Below are 26827 nucleotides of genomic sequence, written 5' to 3' on the forward strand. Positions count from 1 at the left end.
AAAATAGTATTCAGTAAAAAAAATCACCTATTGTAAACGCTATTGTTTATAATAGATGATTTTTTTATTTCTTTTAAAACCTCAACTCTTATAAAGAGAACCAGTTTTTTACCAATTCATCTTCTAAAGGTTGCGCGTTCTTATTTACAAACTCATTTGTAGCCGAATTATAATTATAATCCAAAGCCCAAGTTTTATGGTTTTCAGCTAATGCTTTTATTCCGTTACAGACGAATTCAATTTCAGCATTTGTAGTTGTTGGATGAATAGACATTCTAATCCAGCCCGGTTTTCTGATTAAATCTCCAAGTGTAATCTCGTCAATTAATTTATGGGAAGTTTCCTGATCTACATGTAATAAAAAGTGTCCGTAGGTTCCCGCACAACTGCAACCGCCACGGGTTTGAATTCCGAATTTATCATTCAATAATTTCACACCCAAGTTAAAATGTAAATCTTCAACAAAGAAAGAAATCACTCCTAACCTGTCCTGATGTTGTCCTGCAAGAATTTTAATATTTGAAATATTCTCTAATTCCGAGAAAATATAATCTACGATTTCGTGCTCTCTTTTTAGGATATTTTCAATTCCCATTTGCTCTTTCAACTGAACAGCCAATGCGGTTTTTATGACCTGAAGAAATCCGGGAGTACCACCATCTTCCCTATCTTCGATATTATCAATATATTTGTGTTCTCCCCAAGGATTTGTCCAACTTACGGTTCCTCCACCAGGATTATCAGGAACTAAATTTTGGTATAATTTTTTATTAAAGACCAAAACTCCGCAAGTTCCGGGTCCACCAAGGAATTTATGTGGCGAGAAGAAAATGGCATCCAAATAACTTTCAGCATCTTCAGGATGCATATCGATTTTCACGTAAGGTCCTGAACAAGCAAAATCTACGAAACAAAGTCCGTTATGTTGATGCATTATTTTTGCTACTTCATGATATGGCGTTCTGATTCCCGTAACATTCGAACACGAGGTAATAGAAGCTATTTTAAAAGGTCGTTCTTTATATTTTTCTAATAAAAGTTCCAGATTTTCTATGCTGAACAATCCATCTTCCGTTGAAGGAATAACTTCAACATCAGCAATTGTTTCCAACCAAGATGTTTGATTGGAATGATGTTCCATGTGCGAAATAAAAACAATTGGTTTCTTTTCGGCTGGAATAGTGATGAAATTTTTTAAATTTTCAGGTACTTTTAAACCTAAAATACGTTGAAATTTATTGACAACGCCCGTCATTCCGGTTCCATCGGTAATCAAAACATCATCAGCACTTGCATTCACATGATGTTTGATAATATGACGCGCTTGATGATACGCTTTGGTCATAGCAGTTCCTGAAACAGTGGTTTCAGTATGAGTATTGGCCACAAAAGGACCAAATTGATTCATTAATTTTTCTTCAATAGGACGATACAAACGACCGCTGGCTGTCCAATCTGTATAAATAATTTGTTTATGTCCGTAAGGAGATTCAAACTCTTGATTTATTCCGATTATGTTATCGCGAAACTGTTGAAAGTATTGCTCTAATTGTGTTGGCGCTTCTTTGGTAATCATTGTATGTCTAATTTGAGTTCAAAGATATTGATTTTTACTAAATAGTCATTTTCAATTTTTGTTAATACTGATATCAAATAAATCAATAAACATGATTCAAATGTAAAGTAGCCGACAAACAGTAATCTTGATTCTTTTTATATTTGGTTTGCGAATTTAAAAAAAGTTCACCATGAAAAGAATTATTTTTATACTGCCTCTACTCTTGCTTTTAATTTCATGTGAAGTTGAAGGCGATTTGACCCATGATGTTGAGTTAACTTCACCAATCCCTGAAAATACTCCTCCTCTTGCCACCGGTAATTTCATGCCAACCTCAGGAATTAAGGTAACCGGTTCTGCCAAAATTTATTTAAACGGAAATCAAAGCGAAGTTCGATTAGAAGATTTTAGTGTATCAAGCGGGCCTGATCTTAAAGTATACCTTTCAAAAAATGACACCCCTATAGATTTTGTGAATCTAGGGAATTTAACAAGTGCCACGGTATATGCAGTTCCAACACAAGTAAATGTTTCTAGCTATAAATATGTCCTTATTCACTGTCAACAGTATAGTCATCTTTTTGCAGTAGCGCAATTGTCTCAAAATTAAAATCTGATTTATGAAAAAACTACTGCTAATAATCGCTATCGGAATGTTTTCTAATTCCTTTGCACAAGGATGTAGCGATGCTGGAATTTGTTCCATCGGAAACAGTTTCCAAACTACAGATAAAGAATCAAAAAATGGAATTGAAGCAGGAACTATTTTTGGCACAGGCGAAGCTGATGTTACTTATATTTCACCGTACTTAACTTACACCAGAACTATAAACGAAAGATTATCATTAAGTTCTAAAATTACCTATTCCGTTGCTAGTGGAAGCTTTGGTCAGCGAGGCGCTTTTGGTGATGCTTATTTGATAGGAAATTACAATTGGAAACCAAAATCGCATACACAATGGAGTTCACTTTTAGGTTTCAAAATCCCTTTTACGAGTTCAAATCTTAAAATAAATGAGTTTTCACTTCCTTTGGATTACCAATCCAGTTTGGGAACATTTGATTTAATTGCAGGATTGAATCTTAACTATAAAAAATGGGATTTTAATACGGCCGTTCAAATTCCTGTTTTCAATAACAATAAAAATTCGTATTTCAAGGAATTTTCTAATACAGATGATTTTCCTTCTACTAATTTATTCGAAAGAAAATCAGATGCTTTGTTTCGAACCACATATACGTTTCAAACCGCTAATAAAAAATTCACTTTTAAACCCAATGTTTTATTTATTTATCACTTAGGAGAAGATAGTTTCGAGAATGCTTTTGGACAAAGAGAAACGATAAAAAACTCTGATGGATTGACCATTAACGGAAACATAATTGGCGCGTATGCCATTAATACTAAAAACAGCATCGAAATATCGCTGGCCACACCGTTTGTAATTCGAGAGGTTCGCCCTGATGGACTAACTCGGGGATTCACTGCTGGAATAATTTACAAAGTCTCTTTCTAAAAATAAATTACTTATTTATCTTTGGAAAAACAGAAAGAATGCCCAAAAAAATTTATTAAGCATTCTTTTTTAAATTATTTAGAATTATAAATCTCCTAGATCTAAGTGATAACGCACTCTTGAACTATTACCAGAATTCTTTTTAAATCCTCTTCCAAAATTGATTCAAGTTGAAAAGAAAAACTTTCGCTAATCGCGCAATCTCTATAAAAACCTAACTAAAAACAACATTGTTGTTCTGATATTACATCATCTAATTATACGACCACTAGTTTACATGCCTTCTTTTGCTCCTACAAAAAGAGTTGCCTTGTGAATTATACTAAAAAGGATCACTATTATTTTTGAATATAATCTTTTATTTTCCTCCATTTGCCCTAAGGTCTGCAATACATTGAGCGTCCAATTGAGGAGCTGATCCACCTGAAACCATGCCTTCGATACCGCTACCTGTCTCTGCAGACCAAAACATTAAACAGGTATTCACATTACAATGCTTTGGATGTTCCCCATCTTCATGATCGCTTTGTAAGGCTGTTCCTAGATTTGTTAAACCAAAAATATGCCCAAATTCATGGGTGATTACGGTTGTTTCTAATACGCTTCTGTTGGGTTTAAATGGACTGTTACTGAGTCCTTGAATTGTTTGTTCATAAATAACAAATGAAGTATTCCTGTAAGCCGTTCCTAAAACAACTCCTGTACTTGTATTATTTGCTGATGCCCCATCTGCAAAAAAGGCCCAAACGGCTATTTCGTCTGAGGTGTTGTATTTTGTACGATTTGCGTCTTCAATAGCCACAATTTCCTCATTAGTATATGGAGAATTCCCTGGCGAAGGGATTGATCTCAAAACAATATTAATCCCATTAGGTTTATGCGCTCTTGCTTCCAGAAAAGATACAAAATTATTTATTGAAGTGCTGGTTGGCTCAAAACCGGCTACATAAACCACTTCGACAACCATGCTTTTAAACTTTTTATCCGATAATATATCGTTTGAAGAACTACCCGTTGGCTGTTTGTTTGTTACTGGGTTAACAGTCTGTATGGCTTCTGTTAAATCTTCTTCTTTTGAACAGGATGCGAATAAGACAAAACCTATGCACAGGATTACAATTACTTTTTTCATTATTATCTATTTGTATTTACTTTATTATTAAAAACAGCTGCCTAAAAGACAGCTGTTTTTTAGAATTATAAAAATCAGACCTAATTAAAAAGCCTGCTTTATATTTGTTTCAATACTAATGTTGCTGCTGCATTGGTTGAACTTTGCAATGATATAGTTGTTGCACTAAAAGAAGTTACCTTCCAATCATTATTCAACAAACTGAACGCTGCATTGCCTGAAAATTTTAGTTTTAGTAAAACATCTACTTGTGAGCTTACTGCATATGTGCCATTTACAGTTGTATTTAAATTATTAACTGCTTTTACACTCCAATCATTTGCAAAATCTACAGTAAAATCTTTGTAGGTAGTTGCTGAATTTACACCCGAACTTACAAATGATTCAACTTTAAATTTACCGTTAACCAATATTGTCTCCAATTTTTTTGAATTTTGAGCGGCTTCATCTTTAGTTGCTTCTGTTTTAAGAGATGCTTCAATAGTAGCCTGCAATTCAGTATCACTAGAAATTGTAGTTCTGGTGCCATCACTGGTTGTAACTGACATCGGATAATTTACTGAAAACAATTCAGTACTGCTGATATTAGTCATATACTTATATAATTGCTCTTCGGATGTAATGACCACGCTGTCGGTTTGTTGTAAACTTAAATTATAGGTCAAAATAGTAATTGGAAAACTGATATTTACTGAAGAAATTGCATTTTGACCAGATGATTGTGCTGAAGTACAGGCATTAACAATAGCATTATACTCCGTTTGATTGCTGACATTCACTTCTGTGTAATTACTTAATTTAACTTTTAAAGGAAATTGTAATGTTACAGCATCTTGATCGTTATTATACTGCCCTAAAATACTGATTACTTGTTGATAATCAAGCTGACTAAATAGAGTAACCTGAATCCCATTTACTTTGGCGGAAGCCGGCAATATAATAGAAGAGCAGGAAGTGCCATCTAAAAAATCATCAGATGATCCATCATACATCGAAGTACGTTTCAGATTATTTGCTGTAGTTGAGTTGGCAGCATTAGTATTTGGATTTTGACCTTCCTCGTTATCCACTTCACTTTGGCAAGATGCAAAACCGAATAGCGCCAATAATGCAATTCCTGTAATCGTTTTTAATTTTTTCATAACGTTCAAATTTAAATATTTTTTGTTTGTAAAAGCGCTGTTTTTAACGCCTTTCTGTTAGTAAGACAACTATAAAACTTTGTACCCTACTCTATTTTTAAAAATAAATAAATAATTATCTAAATAAAAACATAAGCAACTATTAAACAATTTGTTACAGATTAAAATTATCGGCTAAAAAAAATCAATTCTATTTAACGCAACTGCTGTTTAAAAAAAAAATTACATTTACGATCTACAAAAAATTGAATCCTTCTAAATGGACGACGAAAAAAGTACACTTTGCGAAGAAAAGCACTTTAGTGACTTTTACTTAAAGCAAGTACAATCAGCAACTAATTTTGCATACTACAAATGTGGCAATGCTGAAGCTGCCTTAGATTTAGTTCAAGATGCGTTTACCAAAATTTGGGAGAATTGTGCCAACATTGATTTTAGCAAAGTCAAAACGTATTTGTTTACCAGCATTAATAATTTATTTCTAAATACGATCAAGCATCAAAAAGTGGTTTTACAATATGCCAAAGATGCACCTAACGTAGATACAAATAATCAAAGTCCTGAATATTTATTAGAAGAAGAAGAATTCAAACAAAAACTTACAAAAGCAATTGCATCATTAAGTGAAGTGCAAAGAGAAGTGTTTTTATTGAATCGAATAGACGGAAAAAAGTACCGAGAAATAGCTGATTTACTTGATATTTCTCAAAAAACAGTAGAAAAAAGAATGTCTGGAGCGCTACAAATATTAAGAGCCCAAATAGAGAATATATAAGTAATCATTTAGCTGTAGGGTAATTAGAAAGTTAGTTGTCTTATAAACATATAGATCTAAAATGAAAAACGAAAAAGAGATATTAAAATGGTTAAATAAGGAGCTTTCAAGTACAGAAATTGATGATTTAAAACGATCTGATGATTTGCAAACACTTGAAAAAATTGCTCATTATGCATCACAATTGGAAACTCCAAAAGTAGATGCCAACGCAGCTTTGGAAGCTTTCAATACCCGAAAACATTCAAAAAAGAAGCCAAAAGTAAGAACTTTAAACTTCAAGGCATTCTACAGAGTTGCCGCAGTTCTAGCTGTTATGTTAACCTCTGCTTATTTCTTGTTTTTTAATACTATCGAAACTTTTGAAACCCAAATAGCACAAACAAAAACCATCTTGCTTCCTGATGATTCTGAAGTGATCTTAAACGCTGCGTCTAAATTAAGTTTTAACAAAAAAAAATGGGCTGATAAACGCGCTCTAACTTTAGAAGGTGAAGCTTACTTCAAAGTTCAGAAAGGACAAACCTTCAGTGTGAACACAACTGCGGGAATCGTTACCGTTTTAGGGACACAATTTAATGTCAAAGAACGCCAAAACTATTTTGAAGTCAATTGTTACGAAGGCTTGGTTAGCGTAACATATAATAATGAAACTATTAAATTACCTCCTGGAAATACGTTCCGAATTGTAAATGGCATTATAGAAAATGTTGACGATTTTACTAGCCAAAACCCCTCGTGGATTCAAGAGGAATCGAGCTTTAATAATATACCTTTAAACCAGGTTATAGCAGAATTAGAGCGACAATATGATATAAAAATTAAAGTGAAAGAGGTGGATACTTCAAAACTATTTACTGGAAGTTTTACACATACTAACAAAGAAATAGCACTTCAGGCAGTTACAATTCCGCTTAAATTAAGTTACAAGATTGAAGACAAAACCATAATACTGTACAACTATGGTGCTAAATAAATGGATGATTTCTCTAATGCTTTGTTTTGGAAGTATTTGTTACGGACAAAATATAGTTAAAAAAACACCTTTAAGTGTCGTTATTATTTCCATTGAAAAACAATTTAATATTAAGTTTTCGTATGCCGTTGAGGATGTAGCCACTATTGAAATTAACAAACCAAATACTTCTTTTACATTACAAGAAACAATTGATTATTTAAATGCGGAAACGCTACTAAACTTCAAAGCTTTAGACAAGCGATATGTTACCGTTTCTGCACTTAACAAAACCATGTCTATTTGTGGAGTTGTTTTTTCCGATAAAAAACAATCTCGTTTAGCAGGTGCTTCAGTACTTGTAAATAACAGCGGAAGCAGTACAATAACTGATAAAAACGGTACATTTACTTTACAAAATATTCCGATTTATGCAACGCTGACCATTTCCTATTTGGGTTTTGAATCCAAACAGGTCTTAGCTAACGAATTGTTTTCAGTACAAAAAAATTGCGAAGAAATAGTTCTTTCCACAAAAAACGAGGAGTTAAATCAGGTCCTGATAAATGTTTATTTGACGCCCGGATTACAAAAATACCTAGATGGAAGTACTGTCCTAAACACTAAAAAATTCGGGATTCTACCGGGACTTATCGAACCTGATATTTTACAATCCATACAAATACTTCCCGGTATTGAAAGTACCAATGAAAGCATTGCAAACATCAATGTTCGCGGTGGAACTAACGATCAAAATCTTGTCATTTGGGATAATATCAAAATGTACCATTCCGGTCATTTCTTTGGGTTAATATCTGCTTACAATCCCAACCTTACTGAAAAAGTTACCGTGAGTAAAAACGGGACCAGTGCCGAGTTCAGTGACGGAGTTTCGAGTACTATCAATATGCAAACAAAAGACGCGGTTACTAATAAATTTTCAGGTGGAGCGGGCATTAATCTTATTAGCACCGATGCATTTCTTGCTATTCCACTAGCCAAAGACTTGGAACTTCACCTATCAGGTCGCCGTTCTATTACGGATGTTTTCAATACACCAACCTATACTAATTATTTTGAAAGAAGTTTTCAGGACAGCGAAATCAATTCCGATAGTTCCGATAAAAATACCAGCTCTGATTTTTACTTTTATGATTTTACAGCTAAATTACTTTTTGATTTAAATGAAAAACACCAATTTCGGGCGAATATTATTGGGATAAATAATGCTTTAGGCTATTCTGAGAGCAATGCTAATACGAACAATACCGAAACCAAAGCAAGTACGCTTTCTCAAAATAATATTGGTTACGGCGGAAACTGGAAAGCACAATGGACCCCAAAATGGAGTACAAACTTGATTACCTACTTCTCAAAATACAATATAGACGCTACTGATTATAGAGTAGAAACTGATCAGAGACTAACAGAGGCCAATGAAGTTCTGGAAACTGGTGTAAAACTTAATACTCAATATAAAGTGAACACAAAACTGAGCATTTTATCTGGGTACCAATTTAATGAAACCGGAATGTTAAACGAAACTACCGTTAGTGCTCCGTCTTATGAACGGACCAAAAAGGATGTGCTGTTAAATCACTCTCTATTTTCGGAAGCGCAATACAACAACTCAAATACCTATTTAAGAGTTGGCGTACGTCTAAATTATTTTCAGAAATTCGATAAACTTTTGATAGAACCAAGAATAAATATCCGCCAAAAATTATCAGATCAATTTGCTTTAAAATTAGAAGGGGAATTTAAAAATCAAACCACCGCACAAATAATCGATTTTGAAGATGATTTCCTTGGTGTCGAAAAAAGACGCTGGGTTCTAGTAAACAATCAAGATATCCCGATTGCAACAAGTAAACAAGGCTCGTTTGGTGTGGAATTCAACAAAGACAAACTAAATATTGAGGCCACAGGTTTTTATAAAATTGTTGACGGCATTACGGCTTCTAATCAGGGTTTTTACAACAATTTTCAGTTTAACAACGCAAATGGAAGTTATACCGCCAAAGGTTTTGAGTTTTTGGCCAATAAAACTGCGCGTCAATATAGCGTTTGGGCAAGTTACACATTTAGTATAAACGACTATGAATTTGATACTTTTACACCTTCCACTTTTCCTAATAATGTAGATATAAGACATTCTGTATCAATTGGTTTTTATTACAATATTGTTAAAAATCTAAAAATAGCAGTTGGTGGTATTTGGAGAAATGGTCAGCCTTATACAAAACCACTTGAAGGTAACGAAACTGTTCAAAACGGAAATAATACTATGGTAAACTATGATTCTCCAAACAGTGAAAACCTCGATAATTTTATGCGTTTAGATGCTTCTTTAAATTATAATTTCAATCTTTCAGAATCAATTAAAGCATCCTTTACTGCCGGTGTAATTAACGCTACCAATCAAGATAATGCTATAAATAGGTATTACAAAGTCAATTCAAATGACTCGAACGATGCCATTCAAGTAGATAATAAATCACTTGGATTAACACCAAATTTAAGTTTTAGAGTGAATTTTTAATACCTAAAAAAAGTGTTGTAAAACAAAACCCTTTCAAATGCTGTTTTGAAAGGGTTTTGTTTTATGTGAAATATAGGATTATATTCCAGCTATCGCTTTTATTTCATCAATGATTCGAAGTGCCAAAGCATCTGCTTTTTCCTGAGAAGCTGCTTCAGTGTAAATGCGAATAATTGGCTCCGTATTCGATTTTCTTAAATGAACCCAATTTTCTGCAAAGTCAATTTTCACACCGTCTATAGTTGTAATATCTTCATTTTTGTATTGCTCCGTCATGGCAACAAGAATTGCATCAACATCAATTTGTGGTGTCAATTCAATTTTGTTTTTGCTCATGTAATATTCCGGATATGAAGCACGCAAAGCAGAAACCGTCATTTTTTTGTTGGCCAAATGTGTTAAAAATAAAGCCACGCCTACCAAACTGTCGCGACCGTAATGCAATTCCGGATAAATGATTCCGCCATTACCTTCACCACCAATCACGGCATTATTCTTTTTCATCAATTCTACTACATTCACCTCACCTACAGCACTGGCTTCATAGCTTCCTTTATGTAAGTTGGTTACATCACGCAACGCGCGAGAAGACGACATATTCGAAACCGTATTTCCCGGTGTTCTGCTCAAAACATAATCGGCGCAAGCCACCAAAGTATATTCTTCACCAAACATTTCACCATCTTCGCAAATGAAAGCCAAACGATCCACATCAGGATCCACAACGATTCCTAAATCAGCTTTTTCTTTTACTACCAATTCTGAAATATCAGTCAAATGTTCTTTTAAAGGTTCTGGATTATGAGGAAAATGTCCGTTTGGTTCGCAATATAATTCGATTACTTCAACGCCCATTAATTTTAATAATCTTGGGATAATTATTCCACCCGAAGAGTTTACACCATCAACAACCACTTTAAATTTAGCCGCTTTTACTGCATCAACATCTACCAGAGGTAAGTTCAATACTTCATCAATATGAATATCCATGTACGCATCGTTAATCATAATGGCTCCCAAATCATCAACATCTGAAAAGTCGAAAGCTTCCGCCTCCGCAATTTCGAGAATTTTCAAGCCTTCTGCACCATTTAGGAATTCTCCTTTTTCGTTTAATAATTTCAAGGCATTCCATTGTTTTGGATTGTGAGAAGCGGTAAGGATAATACCTCCTTCGGCTTTTTCAAGAGGAACAGCTACTTCAACAGTTGGTGTTGTCGAAAGCCCCAAATCAATCACGTCAATTCCTAAACCAATTAGAGTATTTACCACCAAATTGTGAATCATTGGTCCCGAAATACGGGCATCACGACCTACAACAACAGTAATTTTATCTTTTCCTATATATTTTTTCAACCAAGTTCCATACGCCGAAGCAAATTTAACTGCATCAACAGGTGTTAGGTTATCTCCAACTTTACCTCCTATTGTTCCACGAATTCCTGATATTGATTTTATTAAAGTCATTGATTATTATTTTAATTTTTGAATTATAAATTTTAAATTGATCACAAATATAATAATTGATGGTTTATAAAAGTCATTTAGAATTCAAAATTCATCATTTAAATCCCTAAATTAGGCGAATGAATTTTTTAGCACACATCTATCTTTCCGGTGACAATGATTTAATAAAAATTGGTAATTTTATGGCCGATGGTATTCGGGGGAAACATTTTGAAAGTTATCCTTTGGAAATTCAAAAAGGAATCATTCTGCATCGCTCCATTGACACATTTACTGATGCGCATCCCATTTTCAGAAAAAGCACTAAAAAACTGCATGAAAAATACCATCATTATGCAGGTGTAATCGTAGATGTTTTTTACGATCATTTTTTGGCTAAAAACTGGAATACGTATTCCGATGAAGAACTAGACCATTTTGTAGCACGATTTTATCAATCCCTACACGATAATACTACTGTTCTTTCGGAACGAACCATCGGGATGATGCCCTACATGATTGAGCAAAATTGGTTAGTAAGCTATCAAACAGTGGACGGAATTAATCAAATTTTGACACAAATGGATCAACGAACCAAAAATGAATCTAAAATGCGTTTTGCCACTAATGAACTATCTGACTATTATGCAGAATTCGAAGATCATTTCAGCGAATTTTTCGAGGAATTAATCACACATTCCAATACTAAAATAACCACTTTATGAAAAAAATAATTTTCCTACTTGTCTTTGCCGTTTTAGGTTGTAAATCGAATGAAAAAACGGTAGAACCAACTGGCTTAGTAACTTCAAAAGCGATGGTCGTTTCAGCCCGTGAAGAAGCTTCAAAAATTGGAGTTGAAATCATGAAAAAAGGCGGAAATGCTTTTGATGCAATGGTTGCCACGGAACTGGCTTTGGCGGTTTCGCATCCACAGGCAGGAAATATTGGTGGTGGCGGCTTCATGGTTTTCAGGAAAGCCAATGGCGAAACTGGAACTATCGATTACAGAGAAAAAGCACCTTTAGCAGCCACAAAAGACATATTCTTAGACAAAAAAGGAAATGTAATCGAAGGAAAAAGTACCGCAACAGCATTAGCTTTAGGAATTCCGGGTACGATTGCAGGAATATTTGAAGTACATAAAAAATATGGTTCTTTACCCATCAGTGAAATTCTGAAACCCGTAATTGCCTTGGCAGAAAGAGGAGTTGTTGTCACTAAATTTCAAGCCGAAAGTTTGGCTTTTTATAGAGCTTCTTTTATTAAAAGTAATGGTAAGAATAGTTTGTTTTCCAAAGCATATAAAGAAAATGACACTATAAAATATACCGCTTTAGCAGCAACATTAAAACGCATTGCGAAAAATGGTCGAGATGAGTTTTACAAAGGGGAAACGGCTCAAAAATTAGTTGCTTTTCTGGCTAAAAAAGGGGGAAATGCCACAATTGAAGATTTAAACAGTTATAATGCCAAGTGGCGAACTCCAATTACTTTTCAGTATAAAAATTTAAAAATCACTTCGATGTCTCCTCCCAGCAGTGGCGGTATTTGTTTAAATCAGATCATGAAAATGATTGAACCTTATGACCTTTCCCAAATGGGACACAACAGCGTAAAAACGATTCAGGTACTTACAGAAGCAGAACGAAGAGCATACGCTGACAGGAATTATTTCTTGGGTGATCCAGATTTTGTAAAACTTCCAATGAAAGAATTAATAAGTCCATCTTATTTAGAAAAAAGAATGAATGATTTTTCGTTTAATCAAGCTTCTAAATCGTCGGATATTGCCCATGGGGAAATCAAAGGATATGAAAGCAATCAAACCACGCATTATTCCATTGTAGATTCACAAGGAAATGCAGTTTCGGCAACAACTACTTTAAATGATAATTACGGTTCTAAGATATATTGTGACGAATTGGGTTTCTTTTTGAATAATCAAATGGACGATTTCAGTGCCAAACCTGGAGTTCCAAACTTATACGGATTAACTGGAAGTGAAGCCAACAGCATTGCTCCCGGAAAGAGAATGTTGAGTTCCATGACACCCACGATTGTAGAAAAAGACAATAAACTGTTCATGGTTGTAGGTACGCCAGGAGGTTCCACCATTATTACATCGGTATTACAAACCATATTGAATGTGTATGAATTTGATATGAGCATGCAAGACGCGGTAAATGCTCCCCGTTTTCATCATCAATGGCTACCCGATGAAATTACTTTTGAACCGAATTCTTTCGATACAATATTATTAAACAATTTGAAGAAAAAAGGATATATCATCAATGAAAATAACAAAGAAATCATTGGTGCGGTAGATGCTGTTTTGGTTCTTTCAAATGGAAAATTAGAGGGCGGCGCAGATAAAAGAGGGGATAATAAAGCCGTTGGTTTTTAAATTAAACAATTTCGAATGAAAAAAATTATTATTCTATTAAGTGTTTTGTCTATTGGTTGTAAAACCCAACAAAACATGATACAGCCCACAGGGGAAGTTGCAAGTCAGGCGATGGTCGTTTCTGCACGTGAAGAAGCTTCAAAAATTGGCGTTGAAATCATGAAAAAAGGCGGAAATGCTTTTGATGCGATGGTGGGTACCGAGTTGGCTTTGGCTGTAGCCTATCCATTTGCAGGAAATCTAGGCGGTGGTGGTTTCATGGTGTACCGAAAAGCGAATGGCGAAATAGGCACTTTGGATTACCGAGAAAAAGCACCTTTAGCAGCAACAAAAGATATGTTTCTGGACGAAAAAGGAAATGTTATAAAAGGGAAAAGTACCGAATCTCCGCTGGCTATTGGAGTTCCCGGAACAATTGCTGGTGTTTTTGCAGTTCATGAAAAATTGGGTTCTTTACCGATTGAAGAAATTCTGAAACCCGTAATTGCATTAGCCGAAAAAGGGGTTAATGTTACCAAAAAACAAGAAGACCGATTGGCTGCTTATCGAGACAAAATCATAAAAGTAAATGGCAACAAAACATTATTTGCAACAGCATTTAAAGAAAATGACATAATAAAATATCCTGCACTGGCAGCTACACTAAAAAGAATTTCAAAAAATGGCAGAGATGAATTTTACAAAGGAGAAACCGCTAAAATATTAGTCAAATACCTTCAGGAAAAAGGAGCTATAATCAGTTTGGAAGATTTGGCCAAATATGAAGCCAAATGGCGAACGCCGCTTACTTTTGATTACAAAGATTTAAAGATAATCTCTATGCCTCCACCAAGTAGTGGCGGAATATGTCTGGCTGAAATATTCAAAATGATTGAACCTTTTGACCTAGCTAAAATGGGACATAATTCAACCGAAGCCATTCAAGTTATTGTAGAAGCAGAAAGAAGAGCTTACGCAGACAGAAGTTATTATCTAGGCGATCCAGATTTTGTAAAAATCCCGTTAAAAGCATTAATGGCAGACGATTATTTGGAACAAAGAATGTCAAATTTTAGTTTTGAAAAAGCCACTTTATCATCAGATATAAAAGAAGGAAAAGTAACGTATAATGAAAGTACAGAAACAACACATTATTCTATTGTGGATCAATTTGGCAATGCCGTTTCGTCAACTACAACATTAAACGATGGTTATGGTTCTAAATATTATTGTGATGAATTGGGTTTTTTCCTTAATAATGAAATGGATGATTTCAGTGCCAAACCTGGCGTACCCAATATGTTTGGATTAGTGGGAAATGAAGCCAACAGTATTGCACCTCAAAAACGAATGTTAAGTTCAATGACCCCAACTATTGTAGAGAAAAACGGAAAATTATTAATGGTTGTCGGTTCTCCGGGCGGTTCTACAATAATCACTTCCGTATTACAAACGATATTAAATGTTTATGAATACAATTTCAGTATGCAAGAAGCTGTAAATGTACCTCGTTTTCACCATCAATGGTTACCGGATTTAATCACTTTTGAACCGAATACATTTAATACTAAAACCTTCGAAAACTTAAAATCAAAAGGATATCTTATCAACGAGAAAACAACACCAGTAATAGGAAAAGTAGATGCTATTTTGATTTTACCAAATAAAAAACTCGAAGGTGGCGCAGATTTTCGAGGAGATGATAAAGCGGTTGGGTTTTAGGAGACCTGAGAGATTCGAATAAAGAATAAAGAGCAAAGAAGAAAAAGGGAATAGAAGAAAGAGAACAGAAATTTAAGCAATCAATTTGAGGTTTATGTTTTCATATTCGATTATTTCTAATTTTTTTTAAAATTGGGATATTAGTAGTTGGACCTATTTAATGTCATACTAAAAAAGAAGTGAAATACTATTTAACATATAAGTCATATAAGAATTAAACCTTAAATGACCTTATGATTATTATAAGTAGTTGGACCTATTTAATGTCGTACTAAAAAGTGACTGAAATAATATTAAACATATAAGTCATATAAGAATTAAACCTTAAATGACCTTATGATTGTTTTATTCTTATTGCTTAAACAAGAAAAACAACCTGATTATTGATCTAAAAATGTACAAAATTCAATTCTGAAAGGATAAAAAAAGTAGTAATAAATAGGGATTTACAATCCTCAAACAAAAAAGAAGCTTTAAAAAAAAGGCGTAAAGATTAAAATATTAGTAGTTTTACATTCTATTTAAAAATTTATAATGTTCAAAAAGTTAATTGCCAAATTAGAAATAATCATTGCTGTTGCTCAGTCCTTGCTGACTCCTAAACAATTTATATTTTTATCTGCGATTTTAGTAGGTATATCATCAGCATTTGCGGTAATCGTTTTGAAAACTTTTGCACATTGGGTATTTTCTTTTGCCACCTATGTAAGTGGTATTTTAAAACTAGGATTTATTAATAGTATTTTACCCATAATTGGTATTTTACTTACTGTTTTTGTTGTCAAAAGAGTTTTGGGAGGAAGCATTCAAAAAGGAACTTCACAAATTTTATATGCCGTAGCCAAAAAAGCAAGTATTATTCCAAAAAAACAAATGTATGCTCAAATTCTTACCAGTTCCTTAACAGTAGGATTAGGAGGTTCAGCAGGTTTAGAAAGTCCGATTGTTATTACAGGAGCTGCTTTTGGTTCTAATTATGCTCAAAAATATAAATTAAGTTATAAAGACCGAACGTTATTAATAGGATGTGGAGTAGCCGCCGGAATTGCAGCCGCGTTCAATGCACCAATTGCTGGTGTTTTATTTGCCATTGAGGTGCTATTAGTAGATGTAAGTATCGCAGCTTTTACGCCTATAATGATCGCAGCAGCAACAGGCACCATTGTTTCTGTAATAGCTTTAGATGAAGCCATTTTGTTGTCTTTCAAACAACAACAAAGTTTTGATTATGAAAATATTATTTTCTACGTTCTTTTAGGAGTGCTTACTGGATTCATTTCAGTTTACTATTCCCGAAATTTTCAAAGGATCGAACATTATTTTAGTCAACTAAAACTATCTCCTTATAAAAAAGCATTGTTTGGATCTTCTATTTTAGCTGTTCTTATTTTTATTTTTCCAACATTATTTGGGGAAGGATATGAAAGTATTAAAACATTATCAGAAAATGATCCTGGGAAATTATTAGAAAACACATTATTTAGTGATTTCCGAAATAATAGTTGGGCTCTTTTAGTATTTGTTGGTTTGACCATGATGGTAAAGGTTTTTGCTACAGGTCTTACTTTAAGTAGTGGTGGAAACGGAGGTAACTTCGCTCCTTCTTTGTTTTTGGGATCGTATGTTGGATTTTTCTTTGCTAAGTTTTTAAATTTAATTGGATTAACGAAGCTCCCGATTAGCAATTTTACTCTAGTAGGAATGGCTGGAATATTGAGCGGCTTGTTTCATGCGCCCTTAACTGCAATTTTCTTAATAGCTGAAATTACCGGAGGGTACAACTTAATGATTCCGCTAATGATTGTCTCTTCTATAAGTTTTGCAATTTCAAAGCGTTTTGAAAAACATTCGATGGATGTAAAAAATCTGATACAAAAGGGACATGCTTTTACTAGTAATAAAGACACTAATGTATTATCAACGTTAGAAACAAATTCTATCATTCAAACGGATTACTTAACCATTACACCTAACGAAAATTTAGAAAAATTAGTAGATTTGATTTCACATTCCAATCAAGTAATTTTTGCTGTTGTGGGAACCGAAAATCAGATGTTGGGAATAGTACATTTTAACACCATTCGGGAAATAATATTTAATGCCTACCGAGTGAAGTACACATTAGTCAAAGACATTATGTTGCAACCTCCAGCAATAGTGACACCAGACGATAGTATGGAACTAGTCATGAATAAATTTGAGAAATCTAAAATGGCCTTTTTACCAGTACTCAAAAATGATAAATATTATGGTTTTATTTCTAAATCAACCGCGCTAGAAGCATACAGAACCAAATTGAAATCAATGACGATTGAATAATCTCTTTCTTTTTAACATAAACTTCTAAACTGTTGTATCGAAAGAATAAATCAAAATAGTAACTTTGCTTTTTTGCAAAAAATTATGTTAGATACCAACAATACTATTGAAGTCCAAGGCGCTCGCGTTCACAACTTAAAAAATATAGACGTTTCCATTCCTCGGGAAAAACTAGTTGTAATTACTGGACTTTCCGGTTCCGGAAAATCCTCATTAGCTTTTGATACTATTTATGCCGAAGGACAACGCCGTTATGTAGAAACATTTTCTGCTTATGCGCGTCAATTTCTGGGCGGATTAGAGCGCCCTGATGTGGATAAAATTGACGGCCTTTCGCCAGTGATTGCCATTGAGCAAAAAACCACAAGCAAAAGCCCCCGTTCTACGGTAGGAACCATTACTGAAATATATGATTTCCTTCGTTTGCTGTATGCGCGTGCTGCTGACGCCTACAGTTACAATACTGGCGAAAAAATGGTTTCTTATTCTGATGAGCAAATCAAGGATTTGATAATTCAGGATTTTACGGGCAAACGAATCAATATTTTAGCGCCTGTAATTCGGGCACGAAAAGGACATTACGCTGAACTTTTCCAGCAAATTGCTAAGCAAGGTTTCCTTAAAGTTAGAGTAAATGGCGATGTGCTGGATATAACTTTAGGAATGAAGTTAGACCGTTATAAAACCCACGATATCGAAATCGTTGTGGACCGTATGGTTATAGAAGACACTCCTGATAATGAAAAACGATTAAGCGAAAGTATAAATACAGCGATGCATCACGGAGAGAATGTACTGATGATTCTGGATCAGGACTCTAATGAGGTACGTTTTTTTAGCCGAAATTTGATGTGCCCAACTACTGGAATTTCGTACCAAAATCCAGAACCAAATTTATTTTCGTTCAATTCTCCAAAAGGTGCTTGTGATCATTGCAATGGCTTGGGAACCGTAAACGAAATCAATACTAAAAAGATTATTCCAAATCCTAAATTATCTATAAAATCTGGTGGTTTTGCGCCTTTGGGCGAATATAAATCATCTTGGATTTTTAAACAATTAGAAATTATAGGAGAGAAATATAGTTTTAAATTGACAGATGCTGTGGGAACAATCCCGCCGGAAGCAATGGAAATGATTTTGAATGGTGGGAAAGAAAAATTCACCATTAACTCAAAAGATTTAGGCGTAGCAAGAGAATACAAAATTGATTTTGAAGGCATCTCCCATTTTATCAAAAACCAATACGATGAAAGTGGTTCTACAAGCATAAAACGCTGGGCAAAGGAATTTATGGACGAAATTAAATGTCCTGTTTGTGAAGGTTCCCGCCTGAAAAAAGAAGCAATGTTTTTTAAAATCAATGAAAAAAACAGTACAGAATTATGCGATATGGATATTTCGGATCTAACCGTTTGGTTTAACGATTTAGAAAATCATTTATCTGCTAAACAAAAAATTATTGCATCAGAAGTTATCAAAGAAATTAAAGATCGATTGGCCTTCCTGATGAATGTGGGCTTGGATTATTTGGCTTTAAGCCGAAGCTCTAAATCCCTTTCTGGTGGCGAAGCACAACGCATTCGATTGGCCACTCAAATTGGTTCACAATTGGTGGGTGTTTTATATATTTTGGATGAACCGAGTATTGGTTTACACCAAAGAGATAACGACAAATTGATTCATTCTCTGGAGCAGTTGCGAGATCTTGGGAACTCCGTAATTGTAGTGGAGCATGATAAAGACATGATTGAACGCGCAGATTATGTAATTGACATTGGTCCAAAGGCAGGGAAATTTGGAGGAGAAATTATTAGTATTGGAACGCCGGCAGAAACAATGGCCTCAGACACTATTACGGCACAATACCTCAATGGGAAGATGAAATTAGATATTCCCGAAAAACGTAGAGAGGGAAACGGAAAATTTCTAAAACTAACGGGAGCAACAGGAAATAACCTAAAAAATGTCACTATCGATTTGCCTTTGGGTAAAATGATTTGTGTGACCGGAGTTTCAGGAAGCGGAAAATCTACATTAATTAATGAAACGCTCTACCCTATTTTGAATGCGTATTATTTTAATGGTGTCAAAAAACCAAAGCCGTACAAAAAAATTGAGGGATTAGAACATATTGATAAAGTAATTGCTATTGACCAAAGCCCTATTGGTAGAACGCCACGGAGCAACCCAGCCACTTACACGGAAGTTTTTACGGAAATAAGAAATCTATTTACGATGACTTCTGAAAGTAAAATTCGGGGATATAAAGCAGGACGATTTAGTTTTAATGTCAAAGGCGGACGCTGCGAAACCTGCCAAGGTTCTGGGGTGCGCACAATTGAAATGAACTTTTTGCCTGATGTGTATGTTGAGTGTGAAACCTGTCAAGGGAAACGCTTTAACAGAGAAACATTAGAAATTAGATACAAAGGAAAATCTATTTCGGATGTATTGAATATGACTGTGGATGAATCGGTTCCATTTTTTGAAATGATTCCTAAAATTTACAGAAAAGTAAAAACCATCCAGGATGTAGGTTTGGGCTATATTACTCTTGGTCAACAAAGTACCACTCTTTCCGGTGGTGAAGCTCAGAGAATTAAACTAGCTGGAGAATTATCAAAAAAAGATACTGGAAATACGTTTTATATTCTAGACGAACCTACAACCGGATTGCATTTTGAAGACATCAGAGTCTTGATGGAAGTAATCAATAAACTGGTTGACAAAGGCAATACGATATTGATTATTGAGCACAACATGGATGTGATCAAACTAGCCGATTATATTATAGACATTGGTCCTGAAGGCGGAAAAGGCGGCGGACAGCTTGTGGCTAAAGGAACTCCCGAAGAAGTTGCAAAAAACAAAAAAAGTTATACAGCTCCTTTTTTGAAAAAAGAACTGCTTTAAAATATAAAATGCCTAGCCCAGATAGCAGTAAAAATCCTTATAAGCCGGGGTTCGGCTTATAAGATTGTAACGAATAGCTGGAAAAAGCTCCAAAAAACAAGAATTAAAACAAAAAACATGAGATTAGAAGATTTTGATAATGATGAAGATAAAGTAATCCAAGATCGATTGAAGAGAAAGACTTGGAACGAGATTAGAACTAATGATAGTTGGGCGATTTTTAAAATTATGGCCGAATTTGTCAACGGTTATGAAAGTATGGGACGTATAGGTCCGTGTGTGACCATTTTTGGATCGGCTAGAACGAAACCCGATGATCAATATTATTTACTTGCTGAAAAAATTGCCTATAAAATCAGCAAAGCCGGTTATGGTGTGATTACTGGCGGTGGTCCCGGAATAATGGAGGCAGGTAATAAAGGCGCACATCTGGGTGGTGGAACGTCAGTAGGATTGAATATTGAGCTGCCTTTTGAGCAACATTTTAACCCGTATATTGACAGTGATAAAAACCTGAATTTTGATTATTTCTTTGTTCGAAAAGTGATGTTTGTCAAATATTCCCAAGGTTTTGTAGTAATGCCGGGCGGCTTTGGAACTTTAGATGAATTGTTTGAGGCGATAACGCTAATTCAAACAAAAAAAATAGCTAGATTTCCTATAATATTGGTTGGTACCAGTTTTTGGTCTGGGTTACTTCATTGGATCAAAACGGTTTTGGTTGAAAAAGAGCATACAATAAGTGCTGAAGATTTAAATTTAATCAAAATTGTAGATACTGAGGATGAAGTAGTTGATGTTTTGAACGCATTTTATAAAAAATATAATTTATCACCAAATTTTTAAAAAAGAAGCTGTCTCAAAACAGCTTTTTTTGTTTAATTTTAAGTTATAATTTTATCATATATTAAGTATATTTATTTTTTAATAAATTAATACGGAAATTGAAATCAAACCTTAAAATAACATTTTGTGTTTTTGTTTTATTAATTTCGATAAAACAACAGGCACAGCATCATTCTAATTTGAAAGTAGAATTGAATCCGGCTGCTAAAACTTTAAATATAAAGCAAGAAATTACTTTTATAAACCAATCAGAGGATACGTTAACCTCTATTGTTTTGAATGACTGGAATAATGCATATTCCAACAAAAATACTCCTCTGGCTAAGCGGTTTTCGGATGAATTTTACAGAGGTTTTCATTTAGCCAAAGAAGAAGAACGAGGCAGTACGTTGAATTTGATTATTCGTGACGAAAATCAATTATTTTTGTCTTGGCAACGAACAGAGAAAAACCCTGATTATATAGTGGTTCAATTGCCCAGTAAACTGCTTCCTAATCAAGAAATCAGATTCCAACTCACTTATATTTCGAAAATACCAAGCGATAAATTTACTAAATATGGCTACAGTAGCAATGGAAAATATAACCTAAAAGACTGGTATCTTACTCCTGCCCGATTTGAAAACCATGCCTTTACCGCTTACAGCAATACAAATTTAGATGATTGTGCCAATGCTGCTACCAATTTGACTATCGATCTTAAAATTCCTTTAGATTTTGAGCTTACTTCAGATTTAAAAAGTACTAAAACAAGCTCTAATGAGACTTTTACCAACTACCAATTATCTGGCAATAACAGAGCTGTATTTAGCTTGATCATTGAACCCAAATCAAGTTTTGAAAGTTATACAAATAGTTCTGTTGAGGTATTTACTGATTTAAAAAGCAACACTTTAGAGCCTATAAAAAAAGCGATTATAGTAGATAAAATTGTGAATTTTACTAGTAATTTAATTGGAAAATATCCTCATGATCACATTATTATTTCACAAGCTGATTATGAAAGAAATCCTTTTTATGGACTAAACCAACTCCCCTCTTTTATTAGTCCGTTTCCCGATGATTTTATTTATGAAATCAAATTTTTAAAAACATATATAAACGAGTATTTAAAAACCAGCTTGCACCTTGATCCCCGAAAAGACAATTGGATTTATGATGGAATTCAAGTCTTTGCAATGATGAAATACATTGACGAAAATTACCCACAAACTAAAATGTTAGGAAGTGCTTCAAATATAAGACTGCTAAAAAGTTTTAATTTAACTAATATTAGCTTCAATGAGCAATACAGTTATTTTTATATGCTAATGGCTAGAAAAAATCTCGATCAACCGCTTGGAGATCCAAAAAACACTTTGATTAAATTTAACGAGCAAATTGCAAGTAAATATCGTGCGGGTTTAAGCATTCGTTTTCTGGATGATTATTTGCAAAATGAGGCTGTCATAACAAGTATTCGTCAATTTTATATTCAAAATCAGATCCAACAGGTTTCCAGAAATGATTTTGAGATGCTATTAAAAACGAATGCAAAAAAAGATATCAATTGGTTTTTTAATACTATCATTAATTCCAGAGATATCATAGACTATAAATTTTCTGATGTAACGAAAACTAAAGACAGTATCACTTTTTCAGTGCGAAATAAAACTGGAGCGGCCATTCCCATTCCGGTTTATGGCACAAATAAAGGAGAAATCGTATTTAAGCAATGGCTGGATATTCAAGAATGTGACAGTAGTTTTACGATTGCAAGAAACAATGCGGATAAGATTATCTTGAATTTAAAAAATGAAGTCCCGGAATATAATTTAAGGAATAACTGGAAGAAACTAAGCGGTTTTTTTCCTAATAATCGGCCAGTAAAGTTTGTGTTCATGAAAGATTTAGAAGATCCGTATTACAATCAAGTTTTGTACGTTCCCTCAATAGCATACAATCTTTATGACGGTCTTACACCGGGAATACGGTTGCATAATAAAACTATTTTAGACAAGCCGTTTATTTTTGATATTAATCCGTCATACTCTACTAAATCTGATAATTTATCGGGATCAGCTTACTTTGTAGCCAACCAGAATTTCAGAAATAGTACGCTTTATAACGCTAAATATTCTGTAAGCGGCTCCTACTTTCATTATGCTGAAGACGCGACTTATTTGAAATTAAATCCAATGATTCAATTACGAATTAGAGAATCTAATTTTAGAGACAATAGAAAACAGCTCATTTTAGTAAGACAAGTGATCGTCAATAAGGAAAAAAGCGCCTTGGTTTTAGATAATTCTCCCACAAATTATTCCGTCTTTGATGCACGATATATCAATACCAAAACAGAGGTAACCAATCATTTTAATTTCATTTCAGATTTACAACTTTCAGGAAAATTTGGAAAAATTACGGGAGAAATTGAATATCGAAAACTCTTTGAAAACAACAGGCAGATCAACTTACGCTTTTATGCAGGTACTTTTTTATACAATAAAACCCAATCTGATTTTTTTAGTTTCGCCCTCGATCGACCTACTGATTATCTTTTTGATTATAATTATTTAGGAAGATCTGAAAACAGCGGACTATTTAGTCAACAATATATAGCGGCTGAAGGTGGCTTTAAATCAAAAATAAAAACTCCTTTTGCCAATCGATGGATTAGCAGTTTGAATGCCAGTTACAGTATATGGAACTGGATTGAAGTGTATGGCGATTTAGGATTCATTCAAAATAAAGGAATAAAGGAGCGTTTTGTATACGATAGTGGTATTCGGCTGAATTTAGTTACTGACTATTTTGAACTTTATTTTCCAATATATTCAACAAATGGATGGGAAATAGGAGAAAAAAATTATAATGAAAAAGTGCGGTTTATAGTTACTTTTTCGCCCAAAACATTAATCAATCTTTTTAATCGAAAATGGTTCTAATTCAAAATGATTTTCATTATTAATTAAACTATTGTCAGTAAATTGATTTTAAAATTATATATACTAAAAAAATAGAGATGTTTTTATTCGAATAAAGTACAATAATTTAATTTTATTTATTTCAATGAATTATGAATCTAGTTAGTTTTTAAGTAAATTTGCAGCTCAAAGTTATACTTTTCAATTATGATAAAAGAAAAAACCAATACTACATTGACAATTGAAGATTTCAAAATAGAAGTATTAAATGACTATAAAGTAGCGATAATAAGCAGAGAATGTAGTCTTTTAGGACGTAAAGAAGTATTGACTGGTAAGGCTAAATTTGGAATTTTTGGTGATGGAAAAGAGGTACCACAATTAGCTATGGCAAAAGCGTTCAAGAATGGTGACTTCCGTTCTGGATATTACCGGGATCAAACCTTCATGATGGCCATTGGAGAATTGACTATTCAGCAATTTTTTGCAGGATTATACGGTCATAATGACATACAACAAGAACCAATGTCAGCAGGTAGGCAAATGGGCGGCCACTTTGCCACTCATAGTTTGAATGATGATGGAAGTTGGAAAAACTTAACAAAACAAAAAAATTCAAGCGCTGATATTTCTCCTACAGCGGGACAAATGCCCCGTTTATTAGGACTTGCGCAAGCATCTAAAATTTATAGACACGTTAGCGGAATTCCAAATGCAGCTAATTTTTCTGACCAAGGAAATGAAATTGCTTGGGGAACTATAGGAAACGCAAGCACGTCCGAGGGAGTATTTTTTGAAACCATCAATGCTGCGGGTGTTTTACAAGTACCTATGGTAATGAGTGTTTGGGACGATGAATACGGAATTTCTGTTCATGCAAGACATCAAACCACAAAGGAAAATATTTCTGAAATTTTAAAAGGATACCAAAAAGAAAAAAACACAAATGGCTTTGAAATTTTAAGAGTAAAGGGGTGGGATTATGCGGACTTAATAACTACTTATGAAAAAGCGGCGGCTATCGCCCGAGAAAATCATGTTCCTGTATTAATTCATGTAAATGAGTTAACACAGCCTCAGGGACATTCTAGCTCTGGTTCCCATGAAAGGTATAAAGATGCGAGTAGATTGGCATGGGAAAAAGAATATGACTGTATTCGCCAGATGAGATTGTGGATGATTGCTATCAATATTGCTTCGCCTGAAGAAATTGAAGCAATTGACGCACAAGCCAAAAAAGACGTGTTAGAAGGTAAAAAAGCAGCCTGGAATGCCTTTATAGAGCCTGTTGTTGAAGAGCAAAAAGAATTAGTCGCTTTATTGAAAAAAATAGCGGAAAGCAGTAGCAAACAAGAAATAATATTAAAATATACAACAGATTTAAACGATATTAAATCTCCGTTGAAAAAAGAAATTTTAGTAACGGCCCGTAAAGTATTACGCTTAATTCTTGCAGAAAACGGGAAACAAGAACTTTCAAAATGGATAACGACATACACGGCTAAAACACAAAAGAATTTTAGCAGCAACTTGTTTTCAGAAACAGATTTAAATGTGTTTTCTGTTCACAAAGTTGCACCAGTCTATAAAGAGGATGCCAAAGAAGATACTGATGGCCGAATGATTTTGAGAGACAACTTTGATGCTATTTTTACAAAATATCCTGAAACCTTAATTTTTGGTGAAGATGCAGGAACTATAGGTGATGTGAACCAAGGTTTAGAAGGAATGCAAGAAAAATACGGAGAACTTCGTGTTGCCGATGTAGGAATTCGAGAAGCTACTATTCTAGGTCAAGGAATAGGATTGGCACTTCGAGGATTACGTCCAATTGCTGAAATTCAGTACCTCGATTATTTACTGTACGCCATACAAATTATGAGTGATGATCTAGCAACATTGCGATATAGAACTATGGGAAAACAAAAAGCGCCACTTATTATACGTACTCGTGGCCACCGCTTAGAAGGCATCTGGCATTCTGGCTCGCCCATGGGAATGATCATCAATGCTGTAAGAGGCATTCACGTCTTGGTTCCAAGAAATATGACGCAAGCAGCTGGTTTTTACAATAGTTTATTAGAATGTGATGAACCTGCTTTAGTTATTGAATGTTTGAATGGCTACCGATTAAAAGAAAAAATGCCTTTAAATTATGGTGAATTCAAAACACCAATAGGAGTTGTTGAAACGGTAAAGCAGGGAACTGATATCACACTTGTTTCCTATGGTTCAACGTTGCGATTAGTACAGCAAGCAGCAAAAGAACTTTTTGAAATAGGGATTGATTGTGAAATTATCGATTTACAATCGCTGCTTCCATTTGATGTTAATCAAGATATTGTAAAAAGTATTGCAAAGACAAATCGTCTTTTAGTAATAGATGAAGATTTGCCCGGTGGTGCATCGGCTTATGTTTTGCAACAAATTATTGAACAACAAGATGCTTATAATTATTTAGACAGCAAACCACAAACCCTAACCGCAAAGGCACATCGTCCTGCTTACGGAACAGATGGTGACTATTTCTCTAAGCCTTCAATTGAAGATATTTTTGAAAAAGTGTATAGCATGATGAATGAAGTAAATCCATCAAAATATCCAAATTTATATTAAAATTGATTTAATGATTTACAATCCCAATCAGAACGGTTGGGATTTTTTT

General features: G+C 34.1%; 17 protein-coding genes. 13 read left to right on the forward strand and 4 right to left on the reverse strand.

Going from position 1 to position 26827, the window contains the following annotated elements; translation table 11 throughout:
* Window positions 1-88: 88 nt before the first annotated feature.
* Window positions 89-1576: an aminotransferase class V-fold PLP-dependent enzyme gene (locus ACEN2F_RS00820; RefSeq protein WP_441734804.1), complete on the reverse strand. Its 1488-nt coding sequence runs from the start codon at window positions 1574-1576 to the stop codon at window positions 89-91.
* A gap of 172 nt (window positions 1577-1748) precedes the next feature.
* Here ACEN2F_RS00820 and ACEN2F_RS00825 point away from each other — a divergent pair, with 172 nt between their 5' ends.
* Both ACEN2F_RS00825 and ACEN2F_RS00830 read left to right on the forward strand, forming a co-directional pair.
* Window positions 1749-2168, forward strand: a complete 420-nt coding sequence (locus tag ACEN2F_RS00825; RefSeq protein WP_441734807.1) for a DM13 domain-containing protein — start codon at window positions 1749-1751, stop codon at window positions 2166-2168.
* 10 nt (window positions 2169-2178) lie between these two features.
* The gene (locus tag ACEN2F_RS00830; protein ID WP_441734810.1) at window positions 2179-3075 is read left to right on the forward strand and encodes a hypothetical protein; all 897 of its coding nucleotides are present in this window, start codon (window positions 2179-2181) and stop codon (window positions 3073-3075) included.
* A gap of 358 nt (window positions 3076-3433) precedes the next feature.
* Here ACEN2F_RS00830 and ACEN2F_RS00835 read toward each other — a convergent pair whose 3' ends face one another.
* Window positions 3434-4207, reverse strand: a complete 774-nt coding sequence (locus tag ACEN2F_RS00835) for a membrane metalloprotease (RefSeq protein WP_441734813.1) — start codon at window positions 4205-4207, stop codon at window positions 3434-3436.
* 98 nt (window positions 4208-4305) lie between these two features.
* Window positions 4306-5349, reverse strand: a complete 1044-nt coding sequence (locus tag ACEN2F_RS00840) for a hypothetical protein (protein WP_441734815.1) — start codon at window positions 5347-5349, stop codon at window positions 4306-4308.
* A 259-nt stretch (window positions 5350-5608) separates the two neighbouring features.
* Between ACEN2F_RS00840 and ACEN2F_RS00845 the strand changes: the two genes are divergently transcribed.
* The 3 genes from ACEN2F_RS00845 to ACEN2F_RS00855 all read left to right on the forward strand — a co-directional run bounded on the left by ACEN2F_RS00845 (window position 5609) and on the right by ACEN2F_RS00855 (window position 9621).
* Complete coding sequence (locus ACEN2F_RS00845; RefSeq protein ID WP_441734818.1) at window positions 5609-6124, forward strand: RNA polymerase sigma factor; 516 nt, start codon at window positions 5609-5611, stop codon at window positions 6122-6124.
* A 61-nt stretch (window positions 6125-6185) separates the two neighbouring features.
* Window positions 6186-7100 (forward strand): FecR family protein, encoded by a 915-nt coding sequence (locus ACEN2F_RS00850; RefSeq protein WP_441734820.1) that lies wholly within the window; start codon window positions 6186-6188, stop codon window positions 7098-7100.
* Window positions 7087-9621 (forward strand): TonB-dependent receptor domain-containing protein, encoded by a 2535-nt coding sequence (locus tag ACEN2F_RS00855; RefSeq protein ID WP_441734823.1) that lies wholly within the window; start codon window positions 7087-7089, stop codon window positions 9619-9621. Before ACEN2F_RS00850 ends, ACEN2F_RS00855 begins: the two co-directional genes overlap by 14 nt.
* A 78-nt stretch (window positions 9622-9699) precedes the next feature.
* Here ACEN2F_RS00855 and glmM read toward each other — a convergent pair whose 3' ends face one another.
* Window positions 9700-11088, reverse strand: a complete 1389-nt coding sequence (gene glmM / locus ACEN2F_RS00860; protein WP_441734825.1) for a phosphoglucosamine mutase — start codon at window positions 11086-11088, stop codon at window positions 9700-9702.
* A 119-nt stretch (window positions 11089-11207) separates the two neighbouring features.
* On the opposite strand from glmM, the gene ACEN2F_RS00865 reads away from it, so the two are divergent.
* From ACEN2F_RS00865 to ACEN2F_RS00900, 8 genes are all read left to right on the forward strand, one after another.
* Window positions 11208-11792 carry an ACP phosphodiesterase gene (locus tag ACEN2F_RS00865; RefSeq protein WP_441734827.1) on the forward strand — a complete coding sequence of 195 codons (585 nt, stop codon included), beginning with the start codon at window positions 11208-11210 and terminating at the stop codon, window positions 11790-11792.
* On the forward strand, window positions 11789-13474 hold the full coding sequence (gene ggt, locus ACEN2F_RS00870; protein ID WP_441734829.1) for a gamma-glutamyltransferase: 1686 nt from the start codon (window positions 11789-11791) through the stop codon (window positions 13472-13474). The genes ACEN2F_RS00865 and ggt (ACEN2F_RS00870) overlap by 4 nt, the downstream gene beginning before the upstream one ends.
* A 15-nt stretch (window positions 13475-13489) precedes the next feature.
* Window positions 13490-15175, forward strand: coding sequence for a gamma-glutamyltransferase (gene ggt / locus ACEN2F_RS00875; RefSeq protein WP_441734831.1), 1686 nt, complete (start codon window positions 13490-13492; stop codon window positions 15173-15175).
* A gap of 534 nt (window positions 15176-15709) precedes the next feature.
* Window positions 15710-17494 (forward strand): chloride channel protein, encoded by a 1785-nt coding sequence (locus ACEN2F_RS00880; protein WP_441734834.1) that lies wholly within the window; start codon window positions 15710-15712, stop codon window positions 17492-17494.
* An 84-nt stretch (window positions 17495-17578) separates the two neighbouring features.
* Complete coding sequence (gene uvrA / locus ACEN2F_RS00885; protein ID WP_441734837.1) at window positions 17579-20410, forward strand: excinuclease ABC subunit UvrA; 2832 nt, start codon at window positions 17579-17581, stop codon at window positions 20408-20410.
* A gap of 117 nt (window positions 20411-20527) precedes the next feature.
* The gene (locus ACEN2F_RS00890; RefSeq protein WP_441734839.1) at window positions 20528-21256 is read left to right on the forward strand and encodes a TIGR00730 family Rossman fold protein; all 729 of its coding nucleotides are present in this window, start codon (window positions 20528-20530) and stop codon (window positions 21254-21256) included.
* A 179-nt stretch (window positions 21257-21435) separates the two neighbouring features.
* The gene (locus tag ACEN2F_RS00895) at window positions 21436-24183 is read left to right on the forward strand and encodes an aminopeptidase (RefSeq protein ID WP_441735915.1); all 2748 of its coding nucleotides are present in this window, start codon (window positions 21436-21438) and stop codon (window positions 24181-24183) included.
* A gap of 186 nt (window positions 24184-24369) precedes the next feature.
* Entirely contained in the window at window positions 24370-26778 is a 2409-nt protein-coding gene (locus ACEN2F_RS00900; RefSeq protein ID WP_441734841.1) for an alpha-ketoacid dehydrogenase subunit alpha/beta, read from the forward strand.
* Window positions 26779-26827 lie beyond the last annotated feature (49 nt).

It is taken from the genome of Flavobacterium sp. W20_MBD1_R3 (assembly GCF_052119725.1).
In the GTDB taxonomy this organism is placed as follows: domain Bacteria; phylum Bacteroidota; class Bacteroidia; order Flavobacteriales; family Flavobacteriaceae; genus Flavobacterium.

What these genes read in the sequence shown, in the direction of transcription:
- ACEN2F_RS00850 (WP_441734820.1), top strand. Translation starts at nt 6,186, where the DNA reads ATGAAAAACGAAAAAGAGATATTAAAATGGTTAAATAAGGAGCTTTCA.
- ACEN2F_RS00880 (WP_441734834.1), top strand. Translation starts at nt 15,710, where the DNA reads ATGTTCAAAAAGTTAATTGCCAAATTAGAAATAATCATTGCTGTTGCT.
- ACEN2F_RS00840 (WP_441734815.1), bottom strand. Translation starts at nt 5,349, where the DNA reads ATGAAAAAATTAAAAACGATTACAGGAATTGCATTATTGGCGCTATTC.
- ACEN2F_RS00865 (WP_441734827.1), top strand. Translation starts at nt 11,208, where the DNA reads ATGAATTTTTTAGCACACATCTATCTTTCCGGTGACAATGATTTAATA.
- ACEN2F_RS00835 (WP_441734813.1), bottom strand. Translation starts at nt 4,207, where the DNA reads ATGAAAAAAGTAATTGTAATCCTGTGCATAGGTTTTGTCTTATTCGCA.
- ACEN2F_RS00900 (WP_441734841.1), top strand. Translation starts at nt 24,370, where the DNA reads ATGATAAAAGAAAAAACCAATACTACATTGACAATTGAAGATTTCAAA.
- ACEN2F_RS00820 (WP_441734804.1), bottom strand. Translation starts at nt 1,576, where the DNA reads ATGATTACCAAAGAAGCGCCAACACAATTAGAGCAATACTTTCAACAG.
- ggt (WP_441734831.1), top strand. Translation starts at nt 13,490, where the DNA reads ATGAAAAAAATTATTATTCTATTAAGTGTTTTGTCTATTGGTTGTAAA.
- ACEN2F_RS00845 (WP_441734818.1), top strand. Translation starts at nt 5,609, where the DNA reads ATGGACGACGAAAAAAGTACACTTTGCGAAGAAAAGCACTTTAGTGAC.
- ACEN2F_RS00830 (WP_441734810.1), top strand. Translation starts at nt 2,179, where the DNA reads ATGAAAAAACTACTGCTAATAATCGCTATCGGAATGTTTTCTAATTCC.
- ACEN2F_RS00890 (WP_441734839.1), top strand. Translation starts at nt 20,528, where the DNA reads ATGAGATTAGAAGATTTTGATAATGATGAAGATAAAGTAATCCAAGAT.
- ggt (WP_441734829.1), top strand. Translation starts at nt 11,789, where the DNA reads ATGAAAAAAATAATTTTCCTACTTGTCTTTGCCGTTTTAGGTTGTAAA.
- ACEN2F_RS00855 (WP_441734823.1), top strand. Translation starts at nt 7,087, where the DNA reads ATGGTGCTAAATAAATGGATGATTTCTCTAATGCTTTGTTTTGGAAGT.
- glmM (WP_441734825.1), bottom strand. Translation starts at nt 11,088, where the DNA reads ATGACTTTAATAAAATCAATATCAGGAATTCGTGGAACAATAGGAGGT.
- uvrA (WP_441734837.1), top strand. Translation starts at nt 17,579, where the DNA reads ATGTTAGATACCAACAATACTATTGAAGTCCAAGGCGCTCGCGTTCAC.
- ACEN2F_RS00825 (WP_441734807.1), top strand. Translation starts at nt 1,749, where the DNA reads ATGAAAAGAATTATTTTTATACTGCCTCTACTCTTGCTTTTAATTTCA.